Source organism: Dyella agri (assembly GCF_044904705.1).
Lineage (GTDB): Bacteria > Pseudomonadota > Gammaproteobacteria > Xanthomonadales > Rhodanobacteraceae > Rhodanobacter_A > Rhodanobacter_A agri.
The window spans coordinates 64,603-77,509 of record NZ_JADIKL010000010.1 but is presented as its reverse complement, the minus strand read 5'-3'; the positions used below and the strand labels follow the sequence as shown (position 1 = coordinate 77,509).

The following is a 12,907-nucleotide window of genomic DNA, read 5'->3' as shown; positions in this document are numbered from 1 at the left end:
GAGAGATCCCATGAACGCCCAGCCCAACCTCGGCATGCAGGTCACCACCTTCGAGAACCCGATGGGGATCAACGGCTTCGAATTCGTCGAATTCGCCGCACCGGCCGGCCGTGCCGGCGAGCTGCACGCGCTGTTCAAGAGCATGGGCTTCAGCGCCGTGCTCAAGCACAAGAGCCGTCCGATCACCGTGTACCGCCAGGGCGAGGTGAACCTGCTGGTCAACGAGGATCCGGACTCGTACGCCGCCGAGTTCGCCCAGACACACGGCCCCTGCGCCGCCGGCTTCGCCATCCGCTTCCGCAAGCCCGCCGGTGAAGTGCGCACCACCGTGCTCGGCAATGGCGGCGAGGCGGTGAGCGAACTGGCCGAGCGCTCCAAAGCGGTCGACGCGCCGGCGGTGAAGGGCATCGGCGACTGCACGCTGTACCTAGTCGACCGCTATGGCGACAAGGGCAGCATCTACGGCGACGACTATGCGCCGATCCCGGGCGCCGACCAGCATCCGAAGGGTTTCGGCCTCACCTTCATCGACCACCTCACCCACAATCTCTACTTCGGCAACATGCAGAAGTGGTCGGACTACTACGAGCGCCTGTTCAACTTCCGCGAGATCCGCTACTTCGACATCAAGGGCGCCAAGACCGGCCTGGTGTCGAAGGCGATGACCGCGCCGGACGGCATCGTGCGCATTCCGCTCAACGAATCGAGCGATCCGAAGTCGCAGATCAACGAGTATCTCGACGCCTATCATGGCGAGGGCATCCAGCACATCGCGATGTTCACCGACAACATCTACGACACGGTAGAGGCGATGCGTGCGCAAGGCGTGGAGTTCCTCGATACGCCGGCTACGTATTTCGAAGTGATCGACCTGCGCATCCCGAACCACGGCGAAGACGTGCCGCGCCTGGCGAAGAACAAGATCCTGATCGACGCCGACGCCGAGACCAAGCAGCGCCTGCTGCTGCAGATCTTCACGCAGAACAACATCGGCCCGATTTTCTTCGAGATCATCCAGCGCAAGGGCAACGAGGGTTTCGGCGAAGGCAACTTCCAGGCGCTGTTCGAGTCGATCGAGCGCGACCAGATGAAGCGCGGCGTGCTTTGAGGCTTTGAAGCCCCTCCCCCTTCGGGGGAGGGGTTGGGGAGAGGGTACGGAAATGCCGGAACGCATCAATCCGCCACTGCCGACACGAACTCGCGAGCAGTCGCGTGGGTTGCGCAAGTCGGGTACGGATGCGGAACAAAAGCTCTGGTTCCACCTGCGTGCCGGCCGATTAAATGGCCTCAAGTTCCGTCGCCAACATCCCGTGCCGCCCTACATTGTGGATTTCTATTGCGAAGCGAAGAAACTGGTCGTGGAGCTGGACGGTTCACAGCATGATGAAGCCGTCGACCAGGCACGCACGAAGTTTCTGGAGTCCCGCAGATTGAAGGTCTTGCGATACTGGGACAACGAAGTTCTGCAACAGATGGAGGCGGTGCTCGAAGCGATCCTTCACGCCGCGGAAAACCGAACCCTCACCCCAACCCCTCTCCCGGAGGGAGAGGGGCTCTGAAAGCGGAAGGCATGCACATGTCTGTCGGCACCAACTACCAATCCGGCTTCGCCAACGAATTCGCCACCGAGGCCGTCCCCGGCGTGCTGCCGGAAGGGCAGAACTCGCCGCAGCGGGCGGCGCACGGCCTGTACGCCGAGCAGCTGTCGGGCACCGCGTTCACCGCGCCACGCCACAGCAACCGGCGCAGCTGGTTGTACCGCATCCGCCCGGCGGCGATGCACCAGCCGTTCGAGGCGATGGCGCCCGGTCGTTTCCACAATCGCTTCGACGAGGTGCCGGCCAGCCCCAACCAGCTGCGCTGGGATCCGCTGCCGCTGCCGACGGCGCCCACCGATTTCGTCGATGGCATCGTCACCATGGCCGGCAACGGCGGTGCGGCAGAGCAGTCGGGCATTGGCATCCACGTGTATGCGGCCAATCGCTCGATGCAGGGTCGCTTTTTCTATGATGCCGATGGCGAGTTGCTGATCGTGCCGCAGCAGGGGTGTCTGCGCCTGGCCACCGAGTTCGGCGTGATCGAGCTGGAGCCGCTGGAGATCGCGGTGATCCCGCGCGGCGTGCGCTTCCGGGTGGAGCTGCTGGACGACGTCGCCCGCGGCTATATCGCTGAGAACTTCGGTGCGCTGCTGCGCTTGCCGGACCTTGGCCCGATCGGCAGCAACGGCCTGGCCAATCCGCGCGATTTCCTTACCCCGGTGGCGGCCTACGAAGACGTCGAGGGCGACTTCGAGCTGGTGGCCAAGTTCCAAGGCAACCTGTGGCGCGCGGGTATCGACCATTCGCCGTTGGACGTGGTCGGCTGGCACGGCAACTATGCGCCGTACAAGTACGACCTGCGCCGCTTCAACACGATCGGCTCGATCAGTTACGACCACCCGGACCCGAGCATCTTCCTGGTGCTGCACTCGCCCAGCGACACCGCGGGCGTGAGCAACATGGATTTCGTGATCTTCCCGCCGCGCTGGCTGGTGGCGCAGCACACCTTCCGTCCGCCGTGGTTCCACCGCAATATCGCCAGCGAGTTCATGGGCCTGGTCACCGGCGCCTATGACGCCAAGGCCGAGGGCTTCGTGCCGGGCGGTGCCTCGTTGCACAATTGCATGAGCGGCCACGGTCCGGACGCGGCGACCTACGAGAAGGCTTCGACGCGCGACCTGTCGCAGCCCGACGTGATCACCGGCACCATGGCCTTCATGTTCGAAGCGCGCCGCGTGCTCCATCCGACCCGGCAGGCGCTGGAGTCGAAGGAGCTGCAGGGCAATTACCACGAGTGCTGGCAGGGCATCCGGAAGCATTTCGCCGGCAACAAGGAGCCTGTCGGACTTTGATTGGCCGGTCTGCGAATCCGGCTGTGTGGCCCATATTTCCGCCATTTCTTGCCCCATAGAACCACTATGGGGCGGCGAATTGTCGAAAATCTGTCCTCACACAGCCTGATTCTCGCCTTGACCATCAAAGCCCGACAGGCTCCTAGGCGCCGGGCATCGCATCAACCGAGAACGAAGGGACCGGCGCTATCGTCCGGGTCCGTGGAGCGAAACATGAAACTGGGTTCCCTGAAGGAAGGCGGCCGTGACGGCACGCTGATCGTGGTCAGCCGAGACCTCGGCATCGCGGTGAAGGCCACCGGCATCGCCGCCACCATGCAGGCTGCGCTGGACGACTGGTCGAACGTGGCGCCACGCCTCAACGCCTTGTCCGACGCGTTGAATGCGGGCAAGGCCGCCGGCGCGTTCGCGCTGGACATGACGGCGTTGGCTTCGCCCCTGCCGCGCGCGTATGAATTCGTCGACGGCAGCGCCTACCTGCCGCACGTGGAGCGCGTGCGCAAAGCGCGTGGCGCCGAAGTGCCGGCCTCGTTCTACACCGATCCACTCATGTATCAGGCCACCAGCGCCGGTTTCCTGGGCCCGCGCGACGCGGTGGTGGTGCCCAGCGAGGACTACGGCATCGATCTGGAAGCCGAAGTCGTGGTGGTCACCGACGATGTGCCGATGGCCGCCTCACCGGCCGATGCGGCCGGACACATCCAGCTGGTCGGCCTGGTCAACGACGTTTCGCTGCGCGGGCTGATCCCCGGCGAACTAGCCAAAGGCTTCGGCTTCCTGCAGAGCAAGCCGCGTTCCGCGCTGTCGCCGGTGCTGGTGACGCCCGACGAGCTGGGCGGGGCCTGGCAGGACGAGAAGCTCCATCTGCCGATGCGTACCTGGCTCAATGGCCAGTGGTTCGGCGAGGCCGAATGCGGCGTGGACATGCAGTTCAGCTTCGCCCAGCTGGTGGCGCACGCGGCGAAGACGCGCCCGCTTGCCGCCGGCACCATCGTCGGCTCCGGCACCATCGCCAACCAGGACACCTCCAAGGGTGCCTCCTGCCTCGCCGAGCAGCGCACGGTGGAGACGCTGCGCGACGGCGCGCCCAGCACGCCGTTCCTGAAGTACGGCGACACGCTGCGCATCGAGATCACCGACGCCGCCGGCGCCTCGATCTTCGGCGCGATCGAGCAGCGCATCGCACCGCTGGCGCGCTGATCGCAGCGACAGGTGCGCTGGCTCGCATGCCGGCGCACACTGGACACTCCGCCCCGCCGCGAGGTGCTCCATGCATCACAGCCGCCTGTGTGCCTTGGTATTGGACTGCAAGGTCGACGATCTGGGCGATGCCGCGAGGTTCTGGAGCGCGGCGCTGGGCAAGCCGATCGCCGCGCTCGACCAGGATGGCGACGGCCGCTACGCCGAACTGCGCACGGCCGACGACGAACCGCTGATCCTGCTGCAGAAAGTCGAGCACGAGAGCCGCGTGCATCTGGATATCGAGACCGACGACCTCGAAGCGGAGGCTGCGCGGCTGGAACGCCTGGGTGCGAAGCGCATCGCCTTCGTGCGGCAGCGCTGGTGGGTGATGGAGGCGCCCAGCGGCCAGCGCTTCTGCGTCGTGCGCAAGCAGCGCGACGCCTTCGGCCCGCACCTCAATCGTTGGGACTGAGCAGGCTCAGATCCCGAAACGGTAATCCAGCTTCACCAGCAGCTGCTCTTCGTCGCGCAGTGCGAAGCTGTTGTCGAACTGCGAGGTCACGTCGCGGCGGAAATCGTCCAGCGCGTAGCCGCCACGGCCGTACACCACGTACAGGTAGGACAGCGGCGCCAGCTCGTAGCGGTAGCGGATCTGCAGGCCGAGATTGCGTACGCCGAAACTGCTGATCGGCTCGTCGCTGGCCACTGCGCGGCCGTTGGCGGCCACCACGTAGCCGCTGCGCAGGTGTGCGTCGAGCCCGATCGCCTGCAGCTTCAGGCGCAACTCCTGGCGTCCGTCGATGCTCCAGTCGAAGCCGCTGTCCAGTTCCAGCGTGCGCTGGTTGTAACGTCCGACCAGGTTGTCGTGCTGCCACACCAGCCAGTCCGGCACGCGCTGGATGTACGGGCCGGCGTACACGCTGAAGCGGTCGCTGACGTAGTAGGTGGGCAGGAACTTGATGTCCCAGCCCACACTGCGGTTGCCGCCGAGGCCGCCACTGACGACCTCGACCGGCAGCTTGTACGACCAGTCGCCGTGGCGCGGGCTGTCGTGCTCGAACATGAGGTCGAAGGTGGGCGGCAGGTACAGTGCGCCATGGCCGCGGGTCAGCAGGTCGTCCCAAGCGGCGCTGTTGATGTTGAGTTCCACATCCTCGGTGGCGCCGTTGTGCAAGGTGCTGATCCGCTCGATGCGCAGCTGGCGGCGCAGTTCCAGACCATGCGTGTTGTCCAGAGCGTCGACGCGCACGCGCCAGTCGTGCGAGCTGTAGAGCGAGTCGTCGGGCAGGTCGGCGTTGCGCTTGCGCACCTCCCAGTGCGCGTAGTTCAGGTCGTTGCGCTCCAGGTAGCCGAAGTCGTTCACCTGCAGCCGGCCGCCGAAGTGCATGCCCGCCCATTCCTGGCGCCAGCCGTCGTCCATGTCGTAATCGACCAGAGTGGTCGCGCCCTCGCCCTGGCTGCGTGTGCCGTGCTGCAGGATGTCGCTGCCCAGCACGTTGGTCGCGATGGTCAACTGCGGCGTCGGATGCCAGTGATGGTCGACGCCGAACACAGTGGCGTCGCGGTCCAGCCACGGGCGGTCCACGCGGGTCAGCATCAGGCCCAGGCTCTGCGTGCCAAAGTCATGCACGATGCGCGCGGCGCCGAAGAAGCGGCCGGCTTCGCCGCCCTCGTCGGCGGCGAGCACGCCGTAGCTGGTGTTGCCGACGCTGCCGTTGAGTTTCACCGCTGCGTCGATCGGGCTGGCGCCATGGCCGTCATCGGCTGGGCCGCCTACGCGGCGCGTGTAGACCAGCTGGCTGTTGTCGTCGAGCAGGCTGAAGTCGAAGATGCCCTGGTTTTCGGTGAAGAACGGTCGCTTGTCGCTGATATAGGTTTCGGTGGCGCTGAAGTTCACGACCAGGTCGTCGCTCTCCACCTGGCCGAAGTCGGGGTTCAGCGCCGCGGTGAGCTGGAACTGGCCGTTCGGCTTCCAGAAGATGTCGGCGCCTTCGCTGAGGTGGCTGCGGCCGCGCACGTTGTCGTACAGGCCCGACACGTAGGGTGTGACGGCAAGCAGCGCCTGGCTGTACTGCGGCACCTCGATGCGCCGGAAATCGGAGAGGAAGCGGGCTTGCTGGAAGCTGGCCAACGGCCAGGAGTCGCGCTCGCCGCTGGCGGCCACCACGCGGTCCAGGTAGAGGCCGATGATGCGCTTGCCGCCGTCGGCGCGATGCATCGGCGCGGTGTACCAGGGCACCAGGATCTCCACCGTCCAGCCCTGCGCGTCGTGGCTTACCGCGGACTGCCAGATGCCGTCCCAGTCCTTGTTGAAGTTGCTCTCGTTGGTGACCACCGCGTCGTAGACACCGCCGCTGTAGCTCACCGTGAAGTTGTAGCCGGTACGGCCGTCGCCGTTGAAGTCGACGATCAGGTTCACCCGGTCCACCTGATCCTCGAAATCGCGCTGCACCTGCTGGGTGCTGCGCGGCACGCCCGGCGGCTGGGTGCAGCGGAACGCCACCGCCAGCCCCTGTGGCGTAGCCAGCACCCAGGCCTCGGTGGGCAGCGTGGCCGGCTTGCCGTTGAGCGGCTGGACCTGGCGGAAGTCGCTGACGTGCAGCGCACCTTGCCACTCTTCCGGGTGGATACGGCCATCCATCGTCACCGCGAAAACCGGCGGCGACAGCATGGCGAGGACGATCAGCAGCAGGCATGCCAGGCGCATGTCGGGGGGAGTCCGCATCGGTCGGGGCACGCCGGGGAATGCGTGCGCCGGGCAAGGGATTCGCCCGGCGATCAGATGCGCAGCTTGCGCCAGGGGTTTGGACGTCCGCGACAGCCGGAAGTCATGTTCCCGGCTGTTATGCCGGCGGCGGGCGGCGCCACAGCCACGCCCGCAGCGGCAGGGCCAGCACCAGCACCCCAGCGAAGGCGCCGTAGCCGCACAGCGCCGGCAGCACCTGCTGCCAGATCGCGCCACTGGCGCGCCGGCCGGTTTCGTCCGGCATGGGCAGTTGCACCATGTCGAAGCCGAGCAGCCCGGCATACACCGCGGCGGCAAACGCGAGCAGCAGCGCCAGCACGTCGAACAGCCGGCGCGCCGGCGTGCGCGGCAGCGACTTCGGGTAGCACGCATAGGCCCAGCCGAGGATCAGCAGCCAGGGCGCGAGCAGCAGCAGGGCGAGGTAGCGCATCGGCGGCTCCGGCGCGTGGCCGCTCAGTCCTGCGCGGCCAGCTGTTCCAGCGCGTCGCGCAGGCGGGCCAGCAGTTCGTCGTCGGACTGCGGGGTGCGGGCGACGGCCTCGCCGTCCAGCTCAAGCACCAGCACATCGCCGTCCTCGCGCAATACGGCAGCCTGACCCAGCTGGCGGATGCGCTGCTGCAGCGTGCCGGCGGCCTTGGGATCGGCGAACGGCATCGACAGCAGCAGCTCCTCGCCATCCGCAGCGAACAGGCGGAAACGGAAACCGGCATCGCCGTCGCGGAAGCTGGCGAAACGCGGCGCCTTGCCTGCCTTTGCGGCAGCCGGCTTGTCCGCCTTCGCCGCCGGTGCCACGCCCATCGCGCGCAGGCCGATCGCCTCGCGGATCGTGGCGAGCTTGGGCGTGGCGACCGCACGGGCTTTCGCCGCGCCCGCGCGCAGGATTTCCTCGATGGCGGCGGGCTTGGCGATCAGTGCGTCGTAACGCTCGCGCATCGGCGCCAGCTCGGCCTCGATGCGCTCGAACAGCCGCTGCTTGGCCTCACCCCAGCCGATGCCGTCGACCAGCGCCTGGCGGTAGGCGGCGCTTTCAGCGTCGTCGGCGAAGGCGCGGAAGATCGTGTACAGCGCGGAGCTGTCCGGGTCTTTCGGTTCGCCCGGCGCGCGCGAATCGGTGACGATGCGCATGATCGCCTCGCGCAGCCCCTTCGCGCCGCCCTCGAACAACGGAATGGTGTTGTCGTAGCTCTTCGACATCTTGCGGCCATCCAGCCCCGGCAAGGTAGCTACGTCCTCTTCGATGGCCACCTCGGGCAGCACGAAGAAATCCTGGCCGTACAGGTGGCTGAAGCGCTGCCCGATGTCGCGCGCCATCTCGATGTGCTGGATCTGGTCGCGCCCCACCGGCACCTTGTGCGCGTCGAAGGCGAGGATGTCCGCGGCCATCAGCACCGGGTACATGTACAGGCCCGCGGTGACGCCGGCGTCCGGGTCTTCACCGGTCTCGTTGTTGCGGTCGACCGCGGCCTTGTAGGCGTGTGCGCGGTTGAGCAGGCCTTTGGCGGTGACGCAGGTGAGGAACCAGGTCAGCTCAGGAATCTCCGGGATGTCCGACTGCCGGTAGAAGGTGACGCGCGCGGGATCGAGCCCCGCGGCCAGCCAGGTCGCCGCGATCTCCAGCCGCGAGCGCTCCACCCGCGCGGCATCGCCGCACTTGATCAGCGCGTGGTAGTCGGCAAGGAAGAAGAACGCATCCACGTCGGCGCGCCGGCTGGCCCCTATCGCCGGGCGGATCGCGCCCACGTAGTTGCCCAGGTGCGGGGTGCCGCTGGTGGTGATGCCGGTGAGGACTCGGGTCTGCATGTCGGGTGTGCTTGTGTCGTGGGCGCGCGGATCAGCGCAGCAGAGTGGACTTGCCGAACAGGCTTTCGACCAGGTCCACCGCCAGTTTCGCGGTCTGGTTGCGCTTGTCGAACGCGGGGTTCAGCTCGACGATGTCGAGCGAGCCGAGCCGGCCGCTGTCAGCGATCATTTCCATGCACAGCTGCGCTTCGCGGTAGTTCGGGCCGCCGCGCACCGTGGTGCCCACGCCGGGCGCGATGGCGGGGTCGAGGAAGTCCACGTCGAAGCTCACGTGCAGGTGGGTGTCGTCGTCCATGTCGGCCAGCGCCTCCTCCATGGCCCGGCGCATGCCCACCTCGTCGATGTGGCGCATGTCATGGACGGCCATCTTCGCCTCGCGCACCAGCTGCTTCTCGCCCTCGTCCACCGAGCGGATGCCGATCTGGCGGAACACGTCGGGCGTGGTCGCCGGAGTGGTCTCGCCGATCTCCACCAGCTCGGCCGGGCCATTGCCGCACAGGCAGGCCACCGGCATGCCGTGGATGTTGCCCGAGGGGGTGATCGCCGCGGTGTTGAAGTCGGCGTGCGCGTCCAGCCACAGCACACGCAGCTTTTTGTTCCGTTCGCGGCAGTGCCGCGCCACCGCGCTGATCGAGCCGATCGCCAGGCAGTGGTCGCCGCCCAGCATGATCGGCAGGCGGCCGGCTTGCAGCTCATGATGGATCGCGCCGTGCACCGCGGTATTCCACGCCACCACCTCGCCGAGGTGGCGGTAGCCATTCACCGGGGGCAGCCACGGGTTGTGCGGGCCGTGCAGGTTGCCGCGGTCGATCACGTCGAGCCCGCGCGCGCGCAGTTTCTCGGCGATCTGCGCCACGCGCAGCGCCTCCGGTCCCATCGAGGCGCCGCGATGCCCGGCGCCAATGTCGGTGGGCACGCCCACCAGGGCGATCGTCTGCTTGCTCATGTTGCTGGTGTCCACGTCGATTCCGGCAGCTTTCAAGTGTAGCGGGTCGGCTGCAACGTGGCCGCAACGGGCAGGCCGCGACCATGGGGATCGCGGCGGGCGGCGGGGAGGTGGTGCCGGCAGCAGGAATCGAACCCGCGACCTACTGATTACAAATCAGTTGCTCTACCAACTGAGCTATGCCGGCGTGGGGCGGGATTCTAGCAGGGGCAGCCTCAAAAACAGCTGGTGGTATGCGAGCCCACGTCGCCGCCGTGGACGCGGCTGCGCCAGTCGAAGCCGGCGCGGTCGGCCACCAGGTCGAGCCAGTATTGCGGCACGCTCTCGGTGCGTTCGGTGACGTGGGCGGGGAAGCCGGCTGCGGTCACGTCGGCGCGGCGCTTGCGCGCGTTGTCCTGGTCCTTGAACAGACCTAGCGAGATCGTGTTGGGCTGGTCACCGCCGCCGACCACGAAGTAGTCCTTGATGCCGCGGGCGGCGAGCTGGCGCGTCAGCGCCAGCGCCTGCGCGCGGCTGCCGGGCGCGGGCAGGTAGACCCACCAGCTGCGCGACTGGGAAACCTGTTCCTGGCGCGAGCGCATGCGCAGGGTCACCGGCGTCAAGGCACTGCGGGCCTGCTGCAGGTCGTGCGGCGTGGCGAATGGGCCGAGCGTGAGACAGCGGTAGTCGGCGGGCGTGTCCGCCGTCGCGGGCGAGGGCGAAGGGGCAGAGGCGGGTGGAGCGACGCTGGCTGCAGGTGTCGCCGTGGTTGCCTGCGCCGGCAACTCGGAGAGCAGGCGCAGCTCCGGCACGCCGGGGTCGGTGGCCGGCGGCACGTGGGCGTAGGGCTGGCCGAGCAGCAGCCAGGCGGCGGCCACGATGTTGAGCATGACCAGCAGCACGAACAGCAATCGCAGGAACATCGATCCCCCGTCATCCACGTCCGCGGCCGACGACATGTCGCGCCGCGCTTGTGTCTATTGTGCCGCGGCCCACACCGCCAGTCCGTGCAGCACGCTGTCGTGCGCGAACTGCGCCGGCAGGCCGAGCAGGGGCAGTAGCGCCTCTGCGTCGCCACCGCCGAGGCGCAGCGTGGGCGTGCCGCCCAGCGCGGGTGCCATGTGCGTGACGAAGCGTTCGATCAGCGCCGTCGCCGACAGCCAGCAGCCGGAGGCCACCGCATCGGCAGTGTTGTCCGCCGCCTCGACGATCGTGCCTGCCTGCGCGGGCCGCACCTGCGCGGTGGCGCCAAGCAGGGACTGCTGCATCAGTCGCGGCCCCGGCGCGATCAGTCCGCCGAGATGGCGGCCGTCGGCGGCCAGTGCGTCCAGCGTGAGCGCGGTGCCCACGCCGGCCAGCACGCAGGGTGCGAGGCCGTCGGCACGGGCGGCGACCATGGCAAGGAAGCGGTCCACGCCCAAGCGCTGCGGTTCGGCGTAGGCGTTGCGCACGCCGCAGGCTTCGGCGGGCGTGCGCAACCAGGCTACCTCGCGCCCGAATGCAGTGGCGACGCTGCGGGCGATGAGCTGTTCACGCGGGGCGTCGACGACCGAGGCGCCGAAGACGGCCTCCGGCGGCGGCAGCGCCGACCAGGCGCCGGCCAGTGCGTCCGCCACGCCTTCGCTCCACGCCACCGCACCGTTGGCGCGGTGGCCGCCATCGTGGCTCAGCGCCCACTTCAGCCGGGTGTTGCCCAGGTCGAGCAAGAGTCTGCTCATGCGCGGCGCACCGTGACGTCGGCGCTGTCGATGCGTTGCAGTTCCCCGTCCGGCAGATGCAGCAGCAGGGCGCCGCGGCTGTCCACGCCGGCGCCGATGCCGTCGCGCTCGCCGCCGGCGCCGCTGAGCCGCAGCGGCTGGTCGCGCAGCAGGTCGTGTCGGGCATAGTCGTCGGTGAAAGCAACGAAGCCCTCGCGCTCGAATTGGCGCAGACCCTCGGCCAGCGCGGCGATCAGCGCGGCGGCCACGCGGTTGCGGTCCGGCGCTGTGCCGCCGGCCAGCGTGGCGAGATCGCAGGCGGGCTGGCCAGCCTGTTCGCGCAGCGCATCGGTGAGCCGCAGGTTGAGGCCGATGCCGATCACGGCGGCGCACGGTCCCTGGTATTCGCCGCTGAGCTCGACCAGGATGCCGGCCAGCTTGCCGGGCGCCTGGCCGGGGGCGGCGGCCAGCACGTCGTTCGGCCATTTCAGGCCTGCGCCGGCGATGCCCAGCGATGCCAGCGTGCGCAGCACGATCACGCCGATCGCCAGCGACAGCCCCGACAGCGTGGCAAAGCCCCCATCGAAGCGCTTCAGGCAGGACAGGTAGAGATTCAGCCCCGGCGGCGACAGCCATTGGCGTCCGCGCCGGCCGCGTCCGGCGCTCTGTGTCTCGGCCAGCACCACACTTAAATCGGGTGCCGCGCTGCCGCGGCGCTGCAGTTCGCTGGAGGTGGAGTCGAGCTCCCAGTGCACTTCCAGCGCACCTAGCTGTCTGGCGGCCGCGGCGGGCAGCGCGGCGCGGATGCGTGCCGCGTCCAGCAGCTGCAATGGCCACGGTAGCCGGTAGCCGCGTGTGCCGCCGGCCTCGATCGGTACGCCGCGGGCGCGCAGCGCCTCGATCTGTTTCCACACGGCGGCGCGGGTCACGCCGGCCCTGGCGGCCAGTTCGACGCCGGAAAGCGGGGAGCCCGCGGCCAGCTCGGCCAGCAGATCGGCTGGCTGCATCAGCGGGCCGCCGGGAGACTTGCCGAGGCAGTGCGGCGGCAGGGGAGGAGGAGAGTCGCAGGCATCCGGCGGATTCTAGCCGGGCAAGGCGCGTCGGGGCACGATATCTCGGCTGCGGCACTGGCATCGTGCGCGCATTTCTGCGACGATCGGGAACCTCGCTTGTGGATCAAGGGGTTGCATGCCATGAGTGCCAGACATTGGATGATCGGTTGCCTGATCGGCTTGGCCGGCATGGGCAGCGCCATGGCAGCGGACATGGATACCCGCGACGTCACCACGAGCAGCCACAGCAGCACGGCCGACACCAGCGCGCATGATGCTGGCAGCAGCAACGGGGACACGTTGAGCCTCAATCGCGACTGCCCGCCGTCGCGGCACAGCGCCGACACCGACAGCAGCGATTCCGAAAGCCATGGCAGCGGCGCCGGTGGCGGCAGCGAACACGGCGGCCGCATTTCCGCGCCCACCAGCGCACGCCCGGCGACCCTGGGCTGGCAGTCGCTGCTGCCAGGCTCCATCCAGTAACCGCAAGTGTTGCCTTGAGCGACCGTCGTTCCGGCGGTCGCGTCCGCGTGTCCGTTTCCGCCGATCAGGTGCGCATCGCCCTGCGGTTCGCCGGTAGGACGAGCTCGCCCGACACAAGCCTGCCTGCCGCGT

13 protein-coding genes and 1 tRNA gene are annotated in these 12,907 nt (G+C 68.2%); 6 read left to right on the top strand and 8 right to left on the bottom strand.

The annotated features are described in order from the left end of the window. The first annotated feature begins 10 nt into the window (after positions 1-10). The 5 genes from hppD to ISP14_RS15915 all read left to right on the top strand — a co-directional run bounded on the left by hppD (position 11) and on the right by ISP14_RS15915 (position 4,544). Positions 11-1,108 carry a 4-hydroxyphenylpyruvate dioxygenase gene (hppD, locus tag ISP14_RS15935; RefSeq protein ID WP_404541683.1) on the top strand — a complete coding sequence of 366 codons (1,098 nt, stop codon included), beginning with the start codon at positions 11-13 and terminating at the stop codon, positions 1,106-1,108. 52 nt (positions 1,109-1,160) lie between these two features. Beyond that, positions 1,161-1,559, top strand: a complete 399-nt coding sequence (locus tag ISP14_RS15930; protein ID WP_404541681.1) for an endonuclease domain-containing protein — start codon at positions 1,161-1,163, stop codon at positions 1,557-1,559. Between the two features lie 17 nt (positions 1,560-1,576). Continuing rightward, positions 1,577-2,890 (top strand): homogentisate 1,2-dioxygenase, encoded by a 1,314-nt coding sequence (hmgA, locus tag ISP14_RS15925; protein WP_404541678.1) that lies wholly within the window; start codon positions 1,577-1,579, stop codon positions 2,888-2,890. A gap of 213 nt (positions 2,891-3,103) precedes the next feature. Continuing rightward, positions 3,104-4,090: a fumarylacetoacetate hydrolase family protein gene (locus ISP14_RS15920; protein WP_404541676.1), complete on the top strand. Its 987-nt coding sequence runs from the start codon at positions 3,104-3,106 to the stop codon at positions 4,088-4,090. Positions 4,091-4,160: 70 nt separating this feature from the next. Further along, a complete protein-coding gene (locus ISP14_RS15915; protein WP_404541674.1) occupies positions 4,161-4,544 on the top strand; it encodes a VOC family protein in 384 nt (127 codons plus the stop codon). Positions 4,545-4,550: 6 nt separating this feature from the next. Here ISP14_RS15915 and ISP14_RS15910 read toward each other — a convergent pair whose 3' ends face one another. From ISP14_RS15910 to ISP14_RS15875, 8 genes are all read right to left on the bottom strand, one after another. Further along, on the bottom strand, positions 4,551-6,779 hold the full coding sequence (locus tag ISP14_RS15910) for a DUF5916 domain-containing protein (protein ID WP_404541671.1): 2,229 nt from the start codon (positions 6,777-6,779) through the stop codon (positions 4,551-4,553). A 136-nt stretch (positions 6,780-6,915) separates the two neighbouring features. Further along, the gene (locus ISP14_RS15905) at positions 6,916-7,248 is read right to left on the bottom strand and encodes a hypothetical protein (RefSeq protein WP_404541669.1); all 333 of its coding nucleotides are present in this window, start codon (positions 7,246-7,248) and stop codon (positions 6,916-6,918) included. 23 nt (positions 7,249-7,271) lie between these two features. Next, positions 7,272-8,618 carry a tryptophan--tRNA ligase gene (locus ISP14_RS15900; RefSeq protein WP_404541667.1) on the bottom strand — a complete coding sequence of 449 codons (1,347 nt, stop codon included), beginning with the start codon at positions 8,616-8,618 and terminating at the stop codon, positions 7,272-7,274. A gap of 31 nt (positions 8,619-8,649) precedes the next feature. Continuing rightward, positions 8,650-9,564 carry an arginase gene (gene rocF / locus ISP14_RS15895; protein WP_404541733.1) on the bottom strand — a complete coding sequence of 305 codons (915 nt, stop codon included), beginning with the start codon at positions 9,562-9,564 and terminating at the stop codon, positions 8,650-8,652. 111 nt (positions 9,565-9,675) lie between these two features. Beyond that, positions 9,676-9,751: transfer RNA gene (locus tag ISP14_RS15890), tRNA-Thr, on the bottom strand. A 28-nt stretch (positions 9,752-9,779) separates the two neighbouring features. Then, entirely contained in the window at positions 9,780-10,466 is a 687-nt protein-coding gene (locus ISP14_RS15885) for an SPOR domain-containing protein (protein WP_404541665.1), read from the bottom strand. A 54-nt stretch (positions 10,467-10,520) separates the two neighbouring features. Beyond that, positions 10,521-11,261, bottom strand: coding sequence for a type III pantothenate kinase (locus ISP14_RS15880; protein ID WP_404541662.1), 741 nt, complete (start codon positions 11,259-11,261; stop codon positions 10,521-10,523). Beyond that, entirely contained in the window at positions 11,258-12,247 is a 990-nt protein-coding gene (locus tag ISP14_RS15875) for a biotin--[acetyl-CoA-carboxylase] ligase (protein ID WP_404541660.1), read from the bottom strand. The genes ISP14_RS15880 and ISP14_RS15875 overlap by 4 nt, the downstream gene beginning before the upstream one ends. Before the next feature lie 186 nt (positions 12,248-12,433). On the opposite strand from ISP14_RS15875, the gene ISP14_RS15870 reads away from it, so the two are divergent. Further along, complete coding sequence (locus ISP14_RS15870) at positions 12,434-12,775, top strand: hypothetical protein (protein ID WP_404541657.1); 342 nt, start codon at positions 12,434-12,436, stop codon at positions 12,773-12,775. Positions 12,776-12,907 lie beyond the last annotated feature (132 nt).